This is a genomic window from Senegalia sp. (in: firmicutes), from assembly GCF_052088025.1.
Classification (GTDB): domain Bacteria; phylum Bacillota; class Clostridia; order Tissierellales; family SIT17; genus Anaeromonas.
Genome location: NZ_JBQCYD010000015.1, coordinates 34,127 through 55,688, shown reverse-complemented (window position 1 = coordinate 55,688; position 21,562 = coordinate 34,127). Strand labels below are relative to the sequence as shown.

The window sequence follows — 21,562 nt, the reverse complement described above, 5'->3', positions numbered from 1 at the left end:
AATTAGGACATAATCATAAATGTTATAATAGGACATTATCATATGTTGATCAGAGCTACATGATGCTCTCCATTTATTTTGTTGACATATCCTACTATTTTAAAGTCACCATATCTTGTAGGCATGGAAGCTTCTGATGCTCTTTCGATTAGAGACTCGTTTTCTCTTCTATATGCAATTAAATCTGCTATAGTTATTATTTTTAAATTATGCTCTTTCACATATTCCATAAGTTGAGGGACTCTTGCCATAGTTCCATCGTCATTCATAATTTCACATATGACCCCCGCTGGATATAACCCAGCTAATTTTGCTAAATCTACTGATGCTTCAGTATGTCCTGCTCTTTTTAACACACCTCCTTCTTTTGCTACTAGAGGGAAAATATGTCCTGGTCTATTAAAATCATTAGATGTTACCTTAGAGTCTATTAGCTTTTGAACAGTCATGGCTCTCTCTCCTGCTGAAATCCCTGTAGTTGTTTCTACTGAGTCTACAGATACTGTAAATGCTGTTTCTTTTGGATCTGTATTTATAGAAACCATAGGATATATATCTAACTCATCTAATCTTTTCTTTATCATTGGTGTACATATAAGTCCTCTACCATATTTAGCCATGAAATTTATTGTTTCTGTAGTGACCTTCTCAGCAGCCATAAGTAAGTCTCCTTCATTTTCCCTATCTTCATCATCTACAACTACAACCATCTTTCCATTTTTTATATCTTCAATTGCTTCTTTTACTGTATTAAATTTATACATTTTATAAACCTCCCTTATGCAAATCCATTTTCTTTTAAAAAGTTTAAATCTATTGAACTTTTTGTTTTATCTACATTCTCAAACTTCATAAATCTTTCAATATATTTTCCAACCATATCACATTCTAAATTTACATGGTCTCCAATCTCTTTACTCAATAAGGTTGTTTCTTCTTTAGTTAACGGTATAATTGAGACCTTAAAAATATTATCATTTACATTAGCAACCGTTAGACTAGTTCCATCAACTGCTATTGAACCTTTATTGATAATGTACTTCATAATATCTGATAATGACTCGATTGAAATCCAAGTAGCATTATCTTCTTCCTCTAATGCTTTAATTTTTCCTACCCCATCTATATGACCAGATACGATATGTCCTCCAAATCTATCTCCAAGCTTCATTGCTCTTTCAAGATTAACTTTACTTCCTGATTTTAAATTGCTTAAATTACTTCGTCTCATTGTTTCAGGCATCACATCCACTGTAAAATTGCCTTTTCCAAAATCTATGACTGTAAGACATACTCCATTAGTACTAATACTATCTCCTTGCTTTACTTCTTTTGTAACCTTTTTAGCTTTTATAGTAATCTGTGCTGATTTCATTCCCTTTACAATCCTATCTACTATACCTATTTCCTCTATTAATCCTGTAAACATTTATCCATCTTCCTTCCTTAGATAACCTTCAATCATAATATCTTCTTGAAATCTTGATATAGCCATATCCTTAAGAGTAAATGCTTCTTTTATATATGTCCTACCTTTTCCTCCAACTGGAGTTTTAGCGCCATTACCTCCTATTATCTTAGGTGATATAAAAGATAATACTTTATCCACAACACCATATTCTAATGCACTATAATTTAATGTAGATCCACCTTCAAGTAAAACACTATCTACTTTCATTTTTCCTAGTTGATCCATCAAATCATCTAAATCTACTTTTCCATTCTTTAAAGGTGTAATTATTATTTTCCCACCCTTTTCTTCTATGGCCTTAATTTTTTCATTAGCAATTTTATCTGTTGTAGCTACAATAGTTTTAGCATCTGATTTAATATTTAGCACTTTAGCATCTAATGGTATCCTTCCATTTGTATCTACAATAACTCTAATTGGATCTAATCCACCATTACCAAGTCTTGTAGTTAAACTGGGATTATCAGCAAATACAGTACCAATACCTACCATTATGGCAGAAACTTGATGCCTTATGTGATGTACATAATTCCTGGATTTTTCATTAGTAATCCACTTTGAATCACCAATATTAGATGCTATTTTACCATCCAATGTCATAGCTGTTTTTAAAATACAAAATGGTCTCTTTTTAGTTATATATTTGATGAAAACTTCATTTAGCTTCCTAACTTCATCTTCTAAAACTCCTACTTGGACTTCTATACCATTACTTTTTAAAATTTCTATTCCCTTACCTGCAACTAATGGGTTTGGATCCTTCATTCCAATGATTACTTTAGATATTCCTTTATCTATAATATTATTAGCACATGGTGGTGTTTTACCAAAATGTGAGCAAGGCTCTAATGTTACATACATTGTAGCTTCTTTAACATCCTCGGAAGCATTTTTAAAAGCATTTATTTCAGCATGAGCTCCTCCATAAAATTCATGGTATCCTTCAGCAATTATTTTGTCATTCTTTACTATAACTGCTCCTACTAAAGGATTGGGGTTAGCATAGCCCTTACCTTTTTTGGATAATTCCATGGCTCTTTTCATATATTTTATATTCATACATCCACCTCTAATTTCAATTGAAATATTTTTTACTAAAAATGACAAAAATATAAGCTCTGGAGGTAACCCTCCAGAGCTTGATAACAACGTTAAGGTATGAATATATTAATTAATATATTTATACCTCTCATCTTGTATCTTCTTTCATCCAGACTTTACTGTCGGTCTTGGAATTTCACCAAGTCAACCATATTTTCATATGGGTCGCGGACTTTACCGCCGGTCGGGAATTTCACCCTGCCCTGAAGATTATATTTACTTTTATGTTTAAAATATATCACTTTTACTTAAAGTTTGTCAAGGTAGATTTTCAAAATATTATTACTATAAACAAAGCAATGATATAAAAATTCTAATTTATAAACTTTAGTGCAGCAAGTTTACTACTATGGTTTTTATTAGTGGCTGTGCTTTATAGAAGACCTCTTAGAAGAAGAATAATAATATATGAGGATTATAGTTTAAGTGTTATTGACTTTTCATTATTTTAAATAAATCCTTTAATTTCACTCTATTTCCATACATAAGTGTACCAGTTCTATATATTTTTGATGCCAAATATCCTACTAAAGCTGTAGTTACTACAAGTAATGCTATGGATATTACAACTGAAATATTTGATACACTTCCCATAGTTACCCTTACAAACATAGCTAAAAATGAGCTAAATGGTATAAATGATGCAACTTTTAAAAGCATACTTTCTGTGTTTTGCATACCAACAATAGCTATGAAAAATACTCCTATAAATAGTATTGTAATTGGAGTAGAACTTGTTCCTACATCTTCTGTACGAGATACGAGTGCTCCAAGTGCTCCAAATATAAATGCATATAAGAGATATCCTAATATCCCAAACAGGGCAAAAAACAATAATACATTACCTGGTATATCAAATATGAAGTCCAGATTATTATTCCATGCATCTTGATTTAATTTATATACTCCTATTGCAGTAGCTATTATTAATCCAAATTGAATTACTCCAGCTGTTGCTCCTGCTATCACTTTACCAAATATAAGGTTGGTAGTATTAGTACTTGTTACTAAAACTTCCATTGTTCTATTGCTCTTTTCACTTGCAACCGATGTAGCTATAATTTGACCATAGAATATTATCATAAAATATAGACCAAAAACTAATATATAAGTATAAAGATAATTACTAGCACTATCTTTACCTAATATTATAGTATCTGATTTTATCTGAGGATTTATTAATCCTTCAACTTCACTATATTCTATATTTTTTTCACCAAAGCCTTGAACTCTATATGTTGTAATGAGTGCTTGTTCAAACATCATAGCATCTGGTGTTCCTATAATTTCATTGTTTTTTAATACTTGAGTATATTCAGTAGGTGAATCTATAATATAACCTGAATCGATTTCATCAGAGTCTACTTTTTCTTTAAGCTCACCTTCAGTTTCAAACTTCTGGATTTGACCTCCATAAAAACTTTGTTCTAATACTTCATTGTTTTTAAATACTGAACCTTCGTCTACATAGCCAATCTTTGTATCCATTTTATCATCATCATCTCCATCACCTGAAGTAAATGCAGATTTTATTGTAGGAAATGAGATACCTATAGTTAATATTAAAAGTATTATAATAGTAGAAATTATAAATGTCTTCTTTTTTATAAGACTAGATAATTCAAATTTAAATACTGTAAAGAAATTTTTCATTTCTTATCACCTACTTTCTCAACAAATATGTCTTCAAGTTTTGGTTTATATGCAGAAAATTCTTCTATGTCTATATTATTCTCTATTATTTTTTTCAAAAAGTCATTTTTAGAACTATGGTGAATAAGTTCTAATAATAAATATTTTTTTCTTTTTTCTAAAACTCTAACTATATCATTAAATTCTCTTTCTATTTTTAACTTTAATTCATTTAATTCTAAATTACTTGAACTTATAGTTAGTCTATTTTTACCATAATCCTTCTTTATATCATCTAAATCACCTGTAAGTACAATATTCCCATTATCAACAAGTGCAATTTCTTTACAAAATTCTTCTACATATCCCATTTGATGTGATGAAAATATCAAAAGTTTTTCTTCAGATATAAGTTCATTTATAATATCTTTTAATATTTGTGAATTAACAGGATCAAGCCCACTAAAAGGTTCATCAAGTATTATTATATCTGGGTTTGTAAGAAAAGTTTCTGCAAGCTGTACTTTTTGTTGATTTCCTTTAGATAAGGTCTCTAGATTTTTATTTTTATATTCATCTACACCTAATCTTTCTAGCCAATATAAAGTGTTTTCTTTTGATTTAGCTTTACTAAGTCCTCTAAGTTCTCCTAAATAAACTAATTGTTCTAAAACCTTTTGTTTGGGATAAAGCCCTCTTTCTTCTGGTAAATAACCAATATCATGGTTCTTTGGATTAAACTTTTTACCATCTAAAAGTATCTCTCCTTCATTTGGATCAAATAAATTCATGATAATCCTTATTGTAGTAGTTTTTCCTGCACCATTTCTTCCAAGAAGTCCTAAAGCCCTACCACTTTTAACATCAAATGATATTCCATGAAGCACTTCTTTTTTGGTAAATTTTTTGTAAATATTTTTTACTTGTAATTGCATAACTTCACTTCCTTTATTTAACTATTTTTCTTTCTAAAGTCCTTAACATCCACTCCACCAAATAACACTACTGCATTTATTTTTAATTTTGGTAAATTTGTATTTCCTTTATTTCTTGTTTTATTATCCCAGCCACCAAAGAGAGGTAAACCTTTAATTTCTACATTCCATCCTTCAGGTACAACCATATCTAAGCCCCCAAAAGCAACAAATACATCTAATGTAGCTATTTTATCATGATCTATATTAGCTTCTTGTAAATCTAACTCTATTCCACCAAATAATACTGTCGCAGAACCACCTTTAAAATTATTTGATGTATTCCTTAAGTTCAATCCAGAAAATATTGCAATAGGCTTAATACTATCATTTTGATCCTTATTCCATTTATCTTTATTAGAAAATATTAAAGATATACCAATTATTATAATAATAACTGGCCAGAATTCCAAATACTCAAAGATATCAAAGTAATCCAAGTTTCTTAATTGAAACAATACACCTATAGTAAGTACTATAGCTCCACCTACTTTTGAAGCTTTATTAGTTATTAAGCTAAATAATCCAGCTCCTATAAGTATCATCGGCCAAAAATTTGATATAATATAACCTATGTTTAAATCTAGTATACCATTTGAGGTTAAAAGTAATAATACACCTATTAAAATAATTATAATACCTAATATTTTTTTATCCAAGATAATCACCTCTTTATTTTAATTTTTTAGCTCTATATTATATACTTCTACATTAATATTCATTTTCCTTTATACTAACTAGTCTTTTATCGATGTTTTTTAATAGTTCTTTTGGATATCCAATATATTCTAATATTTTTATAGCATTTCTTGTAGGGGATATTCCTTTTCTAAGTTTATAATCAAATATCATACCTTCATCTGTCATATTTTCCATGAAATAATATCTTATGTAATTATGTATTAATGGAATTAAATTCAAGTCATGAGTTGCAACAATAGTAAATGCATTTTGCTTTTCAATATAATTTAATATTTCAGCTGCAGCATTTATTCTTTCAATTGGATTCGTTCCTTTAAATATTTCATCAATTAAAGCAAGTGTTGTTATTGTTTCTTTGCTTGATTTTATCATCTTTAGTATTGCTTCAGCTTCAGCAAAATAATAGCTTTTTCCTTCACCTATATTGTCTTGTAAACTAATGGAGCTTACCACTTTGTAAAATGATGATTTATATTCTTTTGCTAATACAGTATATATTGTCTGTGAAAGTATAGAATTAACACCTATTGTTCTTAAAAATGTAGATTTCCCACTCATATTTGAACCTGTTAATACCATACCTCCTCTTTCAAAATTAATATCATTTGCTACAGGTTTTTCAAGGAGTGGATGAATTATATCTTTTGCTATAATTTTTCTTCTATCAGAAGTGAACTCAGGTATTGTATGATAATCTAAATTATCTCTATATAAAGATATTGCAATATATGAATCTAATTCACCTATCAAGTTATAAAGCTCTATTATTTTTTCATTGTGTTTTTTAACTTCTTCTACAATAGAGAAGTAATTTCTTTCTTTTACTAAAAATAATATATTTATATAATCTGCAAATACATCTAACCCTTCAACAGAAGAAATAACTTTTGATTTTTTTCCTATTTTTTTAATATCATTATATAAATTATCAATTTTTTCATTATAATTTGGTAATTTATTTTCTAGTAACTTTAATAAATTTCTACTTACTTTTATCATATTTCCCGTATACTGAATAGTTTCTATTTTATCTCCTATCTTTCTAACTGCACTATAATGCAAAAACATATTAATACCAGATATAAGTGCAAGTATTACGATAGCATTATCCCTAATATTTGGTATTAAAAATATCGATATAATACTTAAAATAGATAATAAAGAAAATAAATTATAAACTATTTTCATTATGAAATTAGATTCTAATCGATTTTCTAATACATAAATAATATCATCTTCTGTTCTATCTATATTGTTTAATTTTTTATGAATAGATTTTCTGAAGTTTTTATCTTTATCAAATATAGATATAATATTCCCTCTCTTTTTAAGCGCTTCATTATCATCTAATGGTGTCCTTAAAATATAATATAAATATTGTTCACCAGGTGTAGTAAGTGTTCTATCAATATTTGAATATATTTTATCCATATTTAAATCATTCCATGTACTTTCATCTACGAAATCATTTTCTTTCTTAAGTCTGTTAAATATTAATTTCACAGTATCAAAATTTCTCTTTCTATTAATATCATATTCTAATTTCTTTTCTTTTTTAAACATATTTTTAAACTTTTCTATCAATTATTAGACACCCCAATTTGTATAATTCAACTTTTTTATTTAGAATTTTTCTTAATAAAAAATGGAAAGCATATGCTTTCCATTTTATATATTTATCTTACATAATTTAACGGATTTTGATGATTTCCATTTACTCTAATTTCAAAATGAGAATGAGGTCCTGTAGAATTTCCTGTACTTCCTACTTTTGCTATTGCTTGTCCTTGTTTTACAAATTGTCCACTGCTAACTAAAAGTGCTGAATTATGTGCATATAATGAAGTAGTACCATTGTCATGAGCTATCATAACAGTCTTACCATATCCACCTCTCCATCCAGATGATAAAACTATACCATCCCTAACTGAAACTGCTATTGATCCAGTTGGTGCTCCAATATCTATACCTGTATGCATTCTACGTGATCCGCTTATTGGATGAATTCTATAGCCATATGGTGATGTTACTCTTTTATGTCCTGAAATTGGCCAAACATAACCTGTAGATGATGGAGCTGGTTTTGATACTTCTGGTTTAGGTTTAGATGCCGTTTGTGAACTAGAACTTCCAGAGCTATTACTTTGGTTACTTGATTGTTCTTCTCTTTTAGCTTCTTCTGCAGCTTGTCTTTCAGCTTCAGCTTTTCTTCTTGCTTCTTCTTCAGCCTTTTTCATAGCTTCTAATTTTCTTCTTGCTTCTTCTTCTAAATTTTTAATTTCATTTGTTATTGCTTCTGAATCATTTTTCAATTCATTATATTGTTCTTCACTTACTTGAATACTTTGATCTAATTCTTTTACTAATTCATTTTTGCTTCTAGATGCTAATTGAAGTTCTTCTCTTTTTTCTTTTAATTTAACTGTTTGAAGTTTTAATTGTTTTTCTTGAGAGGTTAATTTATCTTTTTTTGCTTCAATTATCTTTTTTTCTTTTTCCATTTCCTTTAAAAGATCATGGTCATTATTTGTTACTTTTTTTATAGTATCAAATGTTTCAATAAATTCCCCTAATGATTCAGCTGATAAAAGAATATGTAAATAACTCACATCATTGCCATTCTTATACATTGCTCTTAATCTTTTATTTACTGTTTCATTTTTTTCATCTATTGTTGCTTGAGATTCTTTAATTTCTTTTTTACTTTTTTCTATATCTGATTTCACCTGTGATATATTATTTTCAATAGAAGATATATCTGAATTAGTAGTATTAATTTCTCCTTCTAATTCTGCTATCTCACCTTCAACATTATTTTTTTTGCTTTTTGTACCATCTATATTATCCTTAACCTTATTAATTTCTTCTTGAGTTTTATTTAAATCTTCTTTTTTGCTATCAATATCATCAGCATATACAAAAGATAAATTCAACACCATAGCTGCACATAGTACTGCAGATAACTTCCTAAAATTCACTAAAATTCCCCCTTAAAACATTTCTCTTATATTTCATTTCTATTACATTATATCATTTTATGAATAAATATCTACCCCTTTGGGTAAAAAACTTTTAGTAAATTAGTCCTATATATTATTTCAACTTTTTATTTACTGTATTATTGGTGTGTTTATACTTTATTTCAGAGAATATATTGTTACTTATATTGCTTTCATCTTTGTTTTTAGATAATATTATATCTTCAAAATCTCCTATAGTCAAAGGTTTATACTTTCTCTTAAGTTCATATCCTAATTGACCATTAGGTTCAACTGTAGCTGATTTAAGGTGGTTAATCTCTGATATTCCTTGTTGTCTAAGTCTCATTTCTAATTGATCTACGGTTAATCTCAATTTTTTCAAGTTTTCAATATTTATATTTCCATCATCAATAACTATAAGCGATTTACCTGTTATGATTTTTTCCATTAAATTTATTTTAACTTGTAATAATTCTAAAATTATAGTAAAAACTATAAATATAGCTGCAATAATCACAGTTTTTGTTACACTTTTTTCTGCTATAGGTTGAACTATAAGTGAACCTATAGAAATCATTATAACTGTATGAGCTATAGTCATCTGTGAAATAGACTTTCTTCCAGAGATTCTCAAGAAAAATACACCTGCTATTAATAATATTAATGAATTCCATATAAAATCCATTATTACACCTCCACTTTTTTTATATACATATAGTTTGTGGAAGTTTTATGAATTTATTCTATATTCTTTCCTATATTATATCCTTCATTAAATCTTTCTTTGCAAAATTCTTTTTCAAACTTTAATGTGTCATTTGGTTCAAATGCTACACTTGGCTCTATTATTATCAAATCTTTTTCATCATAATTTTCTAATATATATTCTGGTAGTTCATAATTCTTTTTAAATTGAATTATATATAATTTATCCACTTTTTTTTCTATGAATTTTTCTAAGAAATTATTATTTAATATACCTCCATCTAGATTATATCCATTATAATTTCCTTGATATAATTCCTCTTTAAATTTTTCAAATATAACACTAGAATCAAAATTTTTAATGGCATCATTAATATTTATATCTTGAGATCCAACATATGGTAAAAGCGAGCTGTATTTAATTGTATTTAATGCTTCTGTTTTAGTTAATTTCACTATATCTTTTGTGATTTCTCTTAATATATTATTAAAAACATTTATATAATTAACATAAAACTTTTTAATATTATTGTTTTTACCTTGTAAATTTTCAAGCTTATTTATTAAAATTTCATTTTCTATAACCTTATCTGTTAGCATTGTTTTTCCTAGTTCATTTTCATCCATATGTAACCAGGTTTCTTTTAATTTATCTATGTTATCAGTATATATATAATATCCATTTATTGCTCCTATTGAAGTACCAGAAATTATATTAAAATCTATACCTTTTTCATTTAATCCATAAATAACACCTGCTTGAAAAGCTCCTTTTGCCCCTCCACCTTGTAAATATAATCCATTCATTACTTTACGCCTCCAATTTGCGAATATTTACAAGTCTAAATGTATCATATATATTTTTTAAAGGCAAGAAGTAAATATTGTGTAATATATTCCTTAAGGGGTAGATAAATATAAATAAATACTTTAAAGGAAGGAGAATAAATTGAATACTAATAACAAGGAAATTAAAAGTTCAATATTTCCAATTATACTATTAATAATTGGATTTATACTTTCAGGCCTTATGTTTTTAGGCTTTATTGAAATCGCAGAAGAAGTTATTGAAACGGAAGTTCAAAACTTTGATTCAAATATTATATCTTTTTTAAATGAATATTCTTCAAGTTTTTTAGATCAATTTTTTAAAGTTATAACTGAATTAGGATCAGTTTGGTTTTTAACTGCTGGAACTTTAATTGTTTCTTTAATATTATTCTTTAAGGAAAAGAAAAAATTGGATACTTTATTTCTAATAATAACAGTAGCAGGTTCAGGAGTTTTGATTAAAGCTCTTAAAAACATATTTAAGAGGGAAAGACCATCTATAATACCAAATATAGATGCTGTAGGATTTAGTTTTCCTAGTGGTCATGCTATGGGTTCTATTACCTTTTATGGATTCTTAATATACCTTATAATTAAAAGTAAATTTTCAAAATTAATAAAATGGTTATTATCAATTATTTTAGCTCTTTTGTTTATACTTATAGGTATGAGTAGAGTTTATCTTGGTGCTCATTTCCCTTCAGATGTTATCGCAGGTCAACTTTCAGGTTTGTTTTGGATGATTATTACTATAGTGACTTTGGAATGGATTAAATGGCATAATAAAAATAATATAAGACCTATTGATAATATTAAAGATATATTTTTTAAAAGAAATTAAATAAAAGCTCTTAGGTGAATTTATTCACCTAAGAGCTTTTAATATTTCATTATTATTTTTTAGCGCCTTCTAATGCTTTTTCTGCTAATTCAAAGAAAGATTTAACTTTGATTGATACTCCTGAAATTGCATCCGTTGCTCCTTCATCATTACTATATTCTATAGCTGTTGGATCTTGTTTTTCTATTAAATACATTTCAGCTTTATCAGCTTGCTCAACCCATGGTGCTTGTGCATCTCCATTTTCAACCATGCCATACTCACCATCTGCTGATACTTGATCTTTTGTTTTGATGTTTCCATCTTCATCTTTAGGTTCTTCCTTGCTTAAACCATCCCAATCAGCTGCTACTATATATCCATTTATAACTGTGATATCTGCTGTAGCCTTCCAACCTGAATCTGCATCAAAATCTTCTTCTTCAGCAGTATAATTTCCATCTTTATATTGTCCTTCACCTACAGGATCTCCATTTAATGCTTTTTCAGCTAATTCAAAGAAAGATTTAACTTTGATTGATACTCCTGAAATTGCATCTGTTGCTCCTTCTTCATTACTATACTCTATATCTGATGGATCTTGTTTTTCTATTAAGTAAGCTTCAGCTTTTTCAGCTTGCTCTGCCCATGGTGCTTGTGCTCCACCATTTTCTACCATTCCATATTCTCCAGATTCTGATCTAGTTATCTTATCTGTTCCACCATCTTTATGTGCACCATTCCACTCAGCTTCTGTTATCTTTCCATCTTCTACTTTAAGTGTAGCAACATATTTCCAGCCAGTTTCTTCTGAGAAGTTATCTTCCTGTGCGAAATAAATGCCATCTTCATAGCTTGCATCTTCTGAAGAAGTTTCTTCTTTATCTTCTTCTTTTGTTTGTTCTTGTCCTGCATCTGTAGATGTTTCCTCACCATCTGTGTTGTCATCTCCACAACCAGCTAATAAACTAGCAGATACTAATAAAGCAATACCTAGTGATAAAAATTTCTTTTTTGCCATCTTAAAAATTCCCCCTACAACATATATTTTTTGTTTATTATTTCACTTATTATTATAAAATATAATCTTTTTAATGTCAATACCTACTATTAATATGTACTTACTTTGTATTAATTTCAAATAATTATTTTATTTAGATAATAATTATTTGAAAAGGGTATTATAAAGATAGGAGGCGATTTTATGAAAGAAATAGTTTTAGCTGGTGGTTGTTTTTGGGGAGTTGAAGAATATATTAGTAGAATAAATGGAGTAGTTGATACAGAGGTTGGCTATGCAAATGGCAGACGTAAAAATCCTAGTTATGAGCAGGTTTGTACTGGGATGACAGGACATGCTGAAGCCGTTAAAATTAACTATGATGAAAATAAATTAACTTTAAAATCACTTTTAGAAAAGTTTTTTTCTATAATTGATCCAACCATAGAAAATAGACAAGGACCTGATAGAGGTACTCAATATAGGACTGGAGTTTATTATATAAATGAAGATGATAAAGATATTATTTTAGACGTATTTAAATCAGAGCAAGAAAAATATAAAAAGCCAATTGTAACAGAAGTAGAACCATTGAAATTATACTATAAAACAGAAGATTATCATCAAGATTATTTAAAGAAAAATCCTAATGGTTATTGTCATATACCACTAGATTAAAAAATGTCTGTACAAAGTTTTGTACAGACATTTTTATGCTTTTTTAGCTATTAATATTAAAACCTTCACCTAATACTTCATGTACGAAGCCGACTGTTATGAAAGCATCTGGATCTATTTCTTTAACATGGTTTTTAATTTGTATATATTGTTTTCTATTTACAACTGTATTTATTATTGTCTTATTTATTTTTGAATATCCTCCATCAGCTGAATATAGAGTTGTTCCTCTATCAATTTCATGAATTATATATTGATTTATTTCTTCAGTTTTATTACTATTTATGGTTATATTCATTTTTGTATTAAAGCCAGCTATTACATTGTCTATTACATATGCATTTGCTACAACTCCTAACAAAGCATATAATCCTAATTTAGGGCCAAATATAAATCCTGCAAATACAGTTATAAAGAAGTCTGCTAAAAGTAGTGCCTTTCCTATATCTAAATGGAAAAACTTATTTATTATTTTAGCTATTACATCTGTCCCACCTGTAGATGAGTTCTGATAAAATATTATTCCCATCCCCATACCTTGTATAATAATTCCATATACTAGATTAATTAATAAATCATCAATTATTGGATCTTTTATAGGTATGATTATTTCTAATATATATATAACTCCTGATAATAGAAAACTAGAATATATTGTATATCCACCAAATTCTTTTCCTATAAATATAAATCCTAAAATAAACAACAATACATTTGCTACTGTCATTACAATTCCTATAGGCAAAATTGGAAATACTTTATTAATTACCATAGCAAATCCTGTAACTCCACCCACTGCAAGATTAGCTGGGATTAAAAATATATACACTCCAAGAGCCATTATTAAAACACCGATATTAATTAAAATAAACTTTTTTATATCAAATTTCATATTCTCTTCTCCACCAATTATTTTATTTATTCCTCATAAATATTATCACAAATTTAATTATACTGCAACATTTAGTTATATAAAGGAATACTTATAATAAATTCTGTAAATTCATTTTCAACACTTTCCACTTCTATATTTCCCCCATAAGCCTCTACAATTTCTTTGACTATTGCAAGTCCTAGTCCAGTTCCACCTCTGTCACGATTTCTAGATTTATCAGTTCTATATAACCTTTCAAACACATGTGGTAAATCATTTTTATCTATTCCTTCACCTGAATTTTTTAACTTAAATATTCCAAATCCATTTTCCTTATATATATTGATGAAAACTTGTCCATCTTCAGGTGTGAATTTGATAGAATTTGAAAGTAGATTTATGATTATTTGTTTCATCTTGTCATTTTCTGCTGAAATAAAAATATTTTCATTTATATTCTTTTTAATTCTTATGTTTTTTCTTATAAATCCTATTTCAATATTTTTTAATACTTCATTAGAAATTTTTTCAAGATTAACTTTTTCAATATTAATTAATATATTTCTCTCTCTTATATTATTTAAGAATTTTAATTGTTCAACAAGTAATATAAGCCTATCTACTTCTTTTCTAAATATCTCTATTCTATCTTTATCCATTTCCCAAATTTCATCTTGAACTGCTTCTATATGACTTTTTAATATGGTAAGAGGTGTTCTAAGTTCATGAGAAATATCTGATGTAAGTCTTTTTCTAAGATTATTTTCAGTTTTTAAAGATTCTTTTAAATAATTTATTGAAGCAGTAAGTTCATTTAATTCTTTTATTTTACTTCTAGTTTGAACAGATATATCTAAATTTCCATGGCTCAATTCATTAGTTGTATTTTTTACTTCAATTATAGGTTTAGATATAAATTTTGAAAAATATAATCCCATTGATATTGCTACAAATATTGAAATTATAGCCGAATAGATTATAGATTTATTTATATCTCTAGTAAATTCTAATTCTCTATTTCCTACAACTAGAGAATCTGAATATCCTATTTCTAATTCTCCTATTTTTTGATTGTTTTTCTCTAAATCTATAGTCTTAACTATATAATTTTTTTCATCATTTCCCATCATATTCATCATATGATCGTGCATGTTTGAATTTTTTCTTTCTATGGCTAATATTATATTACCTTCATTATCTTTAACTAATATATCAAATCCTTTGGCAAGAGGGGAGTATTTCATGTTTTCTATTTCCCTTTCATCTAATCCATCTTCATTGTAATTGTTTTTTATTAAATCTACAATTTCATCTACTCTATTTTGCTTTTGACTTGTTAAATATTCATAAAAACTATTAGAAAGAGTGATATTTGAAATTATACTAATTGTTATAACTGATATAAGTGTTGCAATTATCATTAATATCGTTATTCTAGCTCTTAGATGATTAAACATATTACCACTACCTATTCTAAATTAACTGACAAATTTGTATCCAACTCCATAAACAGTTTTTATATATTTATTTTTTCCATCTTCTATTTTATGTCTTAAATTTTTAACATGAGCATCAATTGTTCTATCATACCCTTCATAATCATATCCTAATAATTTTAATATTAAATCTTCTCTTGAAAAAACTTTCCCCTTGTTTTCTACAAATAACCTAAGTAAATCAAATTCAGTTTTAGTTAAATCAATAATGTTTTCTGATTTTAATACTTCTCTACTTTCTAAGTTAATAATTAAATCATCTATTTTTATGATATCAGAATTTTGATCTTTATTATGCTTTTCAATTCTACGTAATATAGCTCTTATCCTAGCTAAAAGTTCCTTAGGACTAAAGGGTTTTACTATATAATCATCTGCTCCTATATCAAGTCCTCTTATTTTATCTTCTTCCATAGATTTTGCTGTAAGCATTATAGCAGGAACTTGTGATTCTTTTCTTATGCTTTTTAATATTTCTTCACCCGGTATATCAGGTAACATTAAATCTAATACTAAAAAATCTATATTATAATTATGAAATATATCTAATGCACTCTTACCATCATAAGCAGTATAGACATTATATTTTTCTTTTTCTAAATAAGCCTTTATTACATCTACAATTTCTTTTTGATCATCTACCACTAAAAAATTTTCCTTCATATTAAAACCTCCTCCTAAATATAATAAAATCCAGTATATACTGGATTTTATTATATTATAACATTTTGAAGATATTATGAATTTAATATTTTCTTTTTAATAGTTTTTCTGTTATATCATATATTACTTTTTTGCTTTCCTTATCTGGTAATCCTTTTATTTGCTTAAAAGCTCTATCTGTATATTTAATAGCTAACTTTTGAGATCTTTTTATAGCATTAGAGTTTTTTACTATACTTATTATTTCACTAACATCTTTATCATTTATTTCTTCTTTTTCGATTAATTCTTCCAATCTTTTATCTCCTTCTAATAAAGCATATATAAGAGGAAGCGTAAAAAATCCTTGTTTTAAATCATTTTTAATGCTTTTACCCATTGTCTTTTCACTTGCAGTATAATCTAATATATCATCTAAGATTTGAAAGGCCATACCTATATTGTATCCAACTTTACCAAGTTTTTTAGCTAATTTATCATCACATTCAGCTTCTTTCGCTCCTACAATAAAACTCATAGCAAAAAGTGCTGCTGTTTTCCCAGAAATTATTTTCAAATATCTTTTTAAAGATATATCTCTACTAAATCTAAAATGATATTGTCTTATTTCTCCAATGCAAATCTTTGCTATAGCTTGAGATATCATTCTAATATTTTCCATAGAATATTCTTCACTTAACATAAGAAAACATTTAGAGAATAAAAAATCACCCATATATACTGCACTATCCTTACCATATTTGGATTGTATGGTGATATTTCCTCTTCTTAATTTGGATTCATCTATTATATCATCATGTATAAGTGTAGCCATATGAAGCATTTCAATTACGGCTGCTAGATTCTTGTGTTTCTTTTCATTGTATTCACCAAATTTAGATGCTAGTAATAAAAAGGCTGGTCTTAGCATCTTTCCCCCAGAATCTATCAGTTCCACTAAGGGTTCTTCTATATATTTTTCACTAGTTTTAACATTTTCTATCATTATTTTATTTATATCTTCTAAATCATCTTTCATTCCTTTATATTCATTCCAAAATGTATTCATTAATTTATCACCCTTAACTAATATTAAATAATTTAGTATCATTTAAAAATTTTATTATATATTTTACAGTAATACCTACAAACAATCCTGTAACTACTGAAGATAATAATAGTAAAGGTAAATATATAAATATATTCAAATTTTCTATTATAATTGCAGCCATCAGTATTTGTCCTATATTATGAAATATAGCTCCTACTATACTAATACCTATAGCACTTATCTTTTCTCTGCCTATTACTTTTAATATATACATTATTAAAAAGCTTAGTATGCCACCAGAAACACTAAATAAAAACCCAGATACATTACCACCTAATAAACTTGAAAGTATTACTCTTAATATTACTACAGTTAGTGTTTCTTTAAATCCAAATAAATATAATGATATAAGAGTGATAATATTTGCAAGACCTAGTTTAGCACCTGGAACTCCAAAATTAAATGGAATGATTCTCTCTACTAAATGAAGCACTAATGCTTGTGATACTAATAATGATATAATTACTATTTTTCTAGTTTTATTCATAAAGTCCTCCTAGTAAGAAGTATCATCTAATTCATCTTCTTTTTCACCTATTATTTCTATTACTACTTTATTTGGTAAACATACCAATATCTCACCAGGTTTATCTATGAAACCATCTTCTACACATACCTTATCAGGACAATCTGCATCTATTATATCTGCTCCTTGCTTGTATAATTTTATAGTGTTTTTACCAAATTCTGTATCCAATTCTATTGTTTCTTCTGTATCTTTTGTTAATTCTACAGTTTTATAAATTTCTCCATCTATAGAAATTATAGCTTTTTTATCATTGAAATTATCTTCTTTTATATATCTAAGATATAAAAATCCAAATAGTGAAATTAAAAGCACACAAACTATAATTATTTTATCAAATTTTTTCATATAATTTCCTCTTTCTAAACTAATACCTTCTCCTAGTTTATCAATTTTAATCTGTTTTATCAAATAAAATCCTTTCGCTTATAAAGAAATAAACGAAAGGATAAAATATTAATCTATATAGAAATAATTTCTTCTTGCAAATGGGGTTTTCATCCACCATTTTTTTAATATTGGCATTACATAATAATCTAGTCCAAATGTTCTTCCTGCTCCACCTATTAGAGCTATTCCAGCTACTAAATACCAAAGCATTTCATAAGGAGCCATACCTGAAGTCCAAATCATTATTCCCATTATAACAGAAACTATTGAAGCTATAGCTGTAAATAAACCAAGTATCAATAATCCCCCTACAACTATTTCAGCTATTACCATTCCAGTTTGAAATACGCTAGCAAGTATTGTAAAATCGCCATCATCAGTATAGAAGAATATATTCATAAACCATTCCATTATATCTTCTATAAATCCAGGTACAGGTAGTGCATCTCCCCACTCTGCTGCTTGAGCTCCTTCTTCAGCAACTGTTGAAGCTCCCGTTGTAGCTGCAAGCGGTGAAGGTGGTATTAAGAATATATTTGAAGGATCTTCTAATATATCTGGTAATTTGTTTAAACCTTCAGTTACCCATTTAAAACCAACAAATAATCTTAAAGGAACCAACCAAAAATTAGGACTTCTATATGAAAAATGTCCCCCTACAATTGAACGATTTTCTTTTATAGTAAAGAATTGGTGCATTATATAGGACCATACTACATTAAATCCACCTACTCCAAATAGATAATGAACATTAACCATATGTTTCATAAACATTGCAAAAAATCCAGATAATTTTATATTGCCTAAACGTGCTACTGCATATCTGGAACCAATAGAAACCATAAATCCATGAAAATTAGATTTAAATCCTTTTAAATCATTACCCTTTATATCTGATTCTATATTTTCTACTGCTGTTTCTGCTGTTTGAAGTGCTGCTTCAACTATTTGAGGTGTAGGTCTTGATTCTTCTTCAAAATAAGAGTTATCACCTATCACATATACATTTCTATAATCTACAGATTGCATATATTCATTAGTTTGAATACGTCCTCTTTTACCCAAAGTAAGGCCTAAATTTGCTGCAAAAGAACTTCCTTGTACTCCAGCAGTCCAAATTAATGTATTAGTATTAAATACTTGTCCATCTTTTAGCTCAACACTATCAGGAGTTACTTTTATTATCATAGACTGAGTAAATACTTCTACCCCTAATTTATTTAATCTTTTTTCTGCTTTAGCTATAAGACTATCTTCTAATATAGGTAGTATCTTAGGTAATCCTTCTACTAATTTTAATGATACTTCTTTCTCATTTATATTAAATTGTCTAGATAACTTTTTCTTCCATTCTGCAATTTCACCTATTGTTTCAACACCTGTAAAACCAGCTCCTGCAACTACAAATGTAAGCATCTTACGTCTTTTAGCTTCATCTGTTTCAGTACTTGCATTTTGAAATGTTTCGTATATATGTTTCTTGATCTTCATTGCTTGATCATAAGACCATATTGTAAAACTATGTTCCTCTGCCCCATCTACACCAAAAAATGCTGGTTCAGCACCAGAACCTAATATTAAATAATCATATTCATATTCTTTTGTGTTTGATATTAATTTTTGAGTTTTAAAATCAATATCATCAATTTTATCAGTGACAACATTGACCTTCTTTTTACCAAATATCTTTTCTAGGTTTATCTGAACACCGTGTTTTTCAATTCTATTTCCTGCTACTTCATGTAAATCAGTTAAAAGAGTATGGTATGAGTTTTTATCAATTAAAGTAACTTCTATCTCATCATCTTTTTTAAATTTTTTATGAAGTAATTTAGCTGAATGCACGCCACCATAACCTGCGCCCAAAATAACTATTCTTTTTTTGCCCATAATGAGCCTCCTTAATTTTATATTGCTCTGTATTATGTCTTGATAAAAATATAACTTTTATAATTAAAATAATAGCAAATATATGAGAATATTGATAATAAAAACTTTTAAAATACAGAGTATTATTCACATTATAACATAATTTTATTCTGTTTTGTAGGCTTTAAATGAAATATATTGAAGTTTTTAGATTTGTTTAGTTGGTATTAAATTTATATTCATAATGATATTTAAATATGATATAATTACTTGAGTATTTAAAGGATGGAGGATGATTATGAAAGTTAAAAAATTTATTATATTTTTCATTTTAATATCATTTTTATTAGTTTCTTGTAATCAAGATGAAATTTCAAATCAAAAAATAGAGCCTCAAAGTGAAAACGCTTTATATCTTGGTACCGTTGTTGATATTTCTATTTATGATGAAGTAGATAAAGATATCTTTAAAACATTATTTAAAGAAATAGAAGATATAGAAAATAAGATGAGTTTAAATATAAAAACATCAGAAGTAAATAAAATAAATGAAAACTCTGGAAATGATTTTGTAAAAGTTTCAGAAGATACATTTAATGTAATAAAAAAAGGTAAGGAATATTCTTCTCTTACCAAGGGACATTTTGATATAAGTATTGGTCCCTTTGTAGAACTTTGGCAAATCGGAACCGAAAATGCTAAGGTTCCAAATAAAGAAGAAATAAAAAATGCTTTAGCTCTTATAAATTATGAAAATATAGAACTAAATGAAGAAGAGATGAAAGTAAAATTAAAGAAGCAAAATATGAAACTAGATTTAGGTGGTATAGCAAAAGGATATGCTGCAGATAAATTAGCAAAAACTTTAAAGGAAAATGACATTAATCACGCTATCATAAATTTAGGTGGAAATGTATTAGCCCTTGGAAGTAAACCTGATGGATCTCCTTGGAAAATAGGAGTTCAAAACCCTTTTGAACCACGTGGAAAGCATGTTGCTATAGCTAGTGTGGAAAATAAAACTGTAGTTTCATCTGGAGTTTATGAAAGGAATTTTACTGAAAACGGAAAACTTTATCATCATATTTTAAATCCTTTTACAGGTTTTCCTGTAGATAATAATTTAGAAAGTGTAACTATCATAGCAGATAGTTCTTTTGATGCTGATGGTTTATCTACTGGTATATTTGCATTAGGTCTTATAGATGGATTAGAATTTGTAGAAACTTTAGATGGTATAGATGCTGTATTTATAACAGATAAAAAAGAAGTATATATTAGTTCTGATATAAAGAAAAACATTGAAATGACAAATAATGAATTTAAATTAGCAAATTAAAAAAACTCACATTATGTGAGTTTTTTTAATAATTATGACAATATCCACCGAATCCTCTTCGATTACCATCTTTATTGCTTCTTCTAAATCCCATTCCTTGACCATTAAATTTTTCATTATCAAATCCATTTTCATTATGATATTCTTCCATTTCACTTAAATGCTCTTTATATTCTGTAGCTTGTTTTTCAGTGATATCTCCATTTTTCACATTTTCATCAATTCTATTTCTTTTCCAGTTCATTTTATCTTTAAACCACTCTGGAACTTCACTTCCAGAACTATCTGCAAAAGCTATAGCTCCAATTGAAAATACTAATACTGATATTAATAGTACACTTAAAAATTTCTTCATAATTTACATCTCCTTTTTATTGTTGTGTCCTTCTACTTTCTATTATAGAGAAAGATTATGAAGAA

Annotated in this window: 21 protein-coding genes, 1 pseudogene and 1 riboswitch; of the genes and pseudogenes, 3 read left to right on the top strand and 19 right to left on the bottom strand. The window is 27.4% G+C overall.

All coding sequences use genetic code 11. From position 1 onward, the window contains the following. Positions 1-47: 47 nt before the first annotated feature. From ribB to ACTHUW_RS05810, 10 genes and pseudogenes are all read right to left on the bottom strand, one after another. Positions 48-764 (bottom strand): annotated as a pseudogene (gene ribB / locus ACTHUW_RS05855) (3,4-dihydroxy-2-butanone-4-phosphate synthase); the annotation flags it as partial. A gap of 14 nt (positions 765-778) precedes the next feature. Beyond that, complete coding sequence (locus ACTHUW_RS05850) at positions 779-1,429, bottom strand: riboflavin synthase (protein WP_442196869.1); 651 nt, start codon at positions 1,427-1,429, stop codon at positions 779-781. Next, positions 1,430-2,530: a bifunctional diaminohydroxyphosphoribosylaminopyrimidine deaminase/5-amino-6-(5-phosphoribosylamino)uracil reductase RibD gene (gene ribD, locus ACTHUW_RS05845; RefSeq protein WP_442196868.1), complete on the bottom strand. Its 1,101-nt coding sequence runs from the start codon at positions 2,528-2,530 to the stop codon at positions 1,430-1,432. Positions 2,531-2,665: 135 nt separating this feature from the next. Further along, positions 2,666-2,787, bottom strand: a riboswitch (FMN riboswitch). 214 nt (positions 2,788-3,001) lie between these two features. Beyond that, a complete protein-coding gene (locus tag ACTHUW_RS05840; RefSeq protein ID WP_442196867.1) occupies positions 3,002-4,225 on the bottom strand; it encodes an ABC transporter permease in 1,224 nt (407 codons plus the stop codon). Next, the gene (locus ACTHUW_RS05835; RefSeq protein ID WP_442196866.1) at positions 4,222-5,139 is read right to left on the bottom strand and encodes an ABC transporter ATP-binding protein; all 918 of its coding nucleotides are present in this window, start codon (positions 5,137-5,139) and stop codon (positions 4,222-4,224) included. Before ACTHUW_RS05835 ends, ACTHUW_RS05840 begins: the two co-directional genes overlap by 4 nt. Positions 5,140-5,156: 17 nt before the next feature. Further along, a complete protein-coding gene (locus ACTHUW_RS05830; protein WP_442196865.1) occupies positions 5,157-5,837 on the bottom strand; it encodes a LiaF transmembrane domain-containing protein in 681 nt (226 codons plus the stop codon). A gap of 52 nt (positions 5,838-5,889) precedes the next feature. After that, entirely contained in the window at positions 5,890-7,464 is a 1,575-nt protein-coding gene (locus tag ACTHUW_RS05825; RefSeq protein ID WP_442196864.1) for a MutS-related protein, read from the bottom strand. Positions 7,465-7,556: 92 nt separating this feature from the next. Beyond that, positions 7,557-8,858 carry a murein hydrolase activator EnvC family protein gene (locus ACTHUW_RS05820; RefSeq protein ID WP_442196863.1) on the bottom strand — a complete coding sequence of 434 codons (1,302 nt, stop codon included), beginning with the start codon at positions 8,856-8,858 and terminating at the stop codon, positions 7,557-7,559. 115 nt (positions 8,859-8,973) lie between these two features. Further along, positions 8,974-9,546 carry a DUF421 domain-containing protein gene (locus ACTHUW_RS05815; protein ID WP_442196862.1) on the bottom strand — a complete coding sequence of 191 codons (573 nt, stop codon included), beginning with the start codon at positions 9,544-9,546 and terminating at the stop codon, positions 8,974-8,976. Positions 9,547-9,599: 53 nt separating this feature from the next. After that, positions 9,600-10,373 carry a patatin-like phospholipase family protein gene (locus ACTHUW_RS05810; RefSeq protein ID WP_442196861.1) on the bottom strand — a complete coding sequence of 258 codons (774 nt, stop codon included), beginning with the start codon at positions 10,371-10,373 and terminating at the stop codon, positions 9,600-9,602. Between the two features lie 142 nt (positions 10,374-10,515). Between ACTHUW_RS05810 and ACTHUW_RS05805 the strand changes: the two genes are divergently transcribed. After that, the gene (locus ACTHUW_RS05805) at positions 10,516-11,238 is read left to right on the top strand and encodes a phosphatase PAP2 family protein (protein ID WP_442196860.1); all 723 of its coding nucleotides are present in this window, start codon (positions 10,516-10,518) and stop codon (positions 11,236-11,238) included. A 52-nt stretch (positions 11,239-11,290) separates the two neighbouring features. On the opposite strand, the gene ACTHUW_RS05800 is transcribed toward ACTHUW_RS05805, so the two are convergent. Further along, on the bottom strand, positions 11,291-12,238 hold the full coding sequence (locus ACTHUW_RS05800; protein ID WP_442196859.1) for an FMN-binding protein: 948 nt from the start codon (positions 12,236-12,238) through the stop codon (positions 11,291-11,293). A gap of 183 nt (positions 12,239-12,421) precedes the next feature. Here ACTHUW_RS05800 and msrA point away from each other — a divergent pair, with 183 nt between their 5' ends. After that, positions 12,422-12,895: a peptide-methionine (S)-S-oxide reductase MsrA gene (gene msrA, locus ACTHUW_RS05795; RefSeq protein WP_442196858.1), complete on the top strand. Its 474-nt coding sequence runs from the start codon at positions 12,422-12,424 to the stop codon at positions 12,893-12,895. A 43-nt stretch (positions 12,896-12,938) separates the two neighbouring features. Here msrA and ACTHUW_RS05790 read toward each other — a convergent pair whose 3' ends face one another. From ACTHUW_RS05790 to ACTHUW_RS05760, 7 genes are all read right to left on the bottom strand, one after another. Next, positions 12,939-13,787, bottom strand: a complete 849-nt coding sequence (locus ACTHUW_RS05790; protein ID WP_442196857.1) for a YitT family protein — start codon at positions 13,785-13,787, stop codon at positions 12,939-12,941. A 71-nt stretch (positions 13,788-13,858) separates the two neighbouring features. Further along, positions 13,859-15,226, bottom strand: coding sequence for an ATP-binding protein (locus tag ACTHUW_RS05785; protein WP_442196856.1), 1,368 nt, complete (start codon positions 15,224-15,226; stop codon positions 13,859-13,861). A gap of 21 nt (positions 15,227-15,247) precedes the next feature. Continuing rightward, on the bottom strand, positions 15,248-15,928 hold the full coding sequence (locus ACTHUW_RS05780; protein WP_442196855.1) for a response regulator transcription factor: 681 nt from the start codon (positions 15,926-15,928) through the stop codon (positions 15,248-15,250). Positions 15,929-16,010: 82 nt separating this feature from the next. Next, positions 16,011-16,976, bottom strand: a complete 966-nt coding sequence (locus tag ACTHUW_RS05775; protein ID WP_442196854.1) for a polyprenyl synthetase family protein — start codon at positions 16,974-16,976, stop codon at positions 16,011-16,013. A 13-nt stretch (positions 16,977-16,989) separates the two neighbouring features. Next, complete coding sequence (locus ACTHUW_RS05770) at positions 16,990-17,505, bottom strand: Gx transporter family protein (protein WP_442196853.1); 516 nt, start codon at positions 17,503-17,505, stop codon at positions 16,990-16,992. 9 nt (positions 17,506-17,514) lie between these two features. After that, a complete protein-coding gene (locus ACTHUW_RS05765) occupies positions 17,515-17,892 on the bottom strand; it encodes a NusG domain II-containing protein (RefSeq protein ID WP_442196852.1) in 378 nt (125 codons plus the stop codon). Positions 17,893-18,000: 108 nt separating this feature from the next. After that, positions 18,001-19,824 (bottom strand): FAD-dependent oxidoreductase, encoded by a 1,824-nt coding sequence (locus ACTHUW_RS05760; protein ID WP_442212777.1) that lies wholly within the window; start codon positions 19,822-19,824, stop codon positions 18,001-18,003. A gap of 277 nt (positions 19,825-20,101) precedes the next feature. On the opposite strand from ACTHUW_RS05760, the gene ACTHUW_RS05755 reads away from it, so the two are divergent. Beyond that, a complete protein-coding gene (locus ACTHUW_RS05755; protein WP_442212774.1) occupies positions 20,102-21,142 on the top strand; it encodes an FAD:protein FMN transferase in 1,041 nt (346 codons plus the stop codon). 25 nt (positions 21,143-21,167) lie between these two features. Here the strand turns inward: ACTHUW_RS05755 and ACTHUW_RS05750 are convergent, their stop codons facing one another. Then, a complete protein-coding gene (locus tag ACTHUW_RS05750) occupies positions 21,168-21,497 on the bottom strand; it encodes a hypothetical protein (RefSeq protein ID WP_442212772.1) in 330 nt (109 codons plus the stop codon). Positions 21,498-21,562 lie beyond the last annotated feature (65 nt).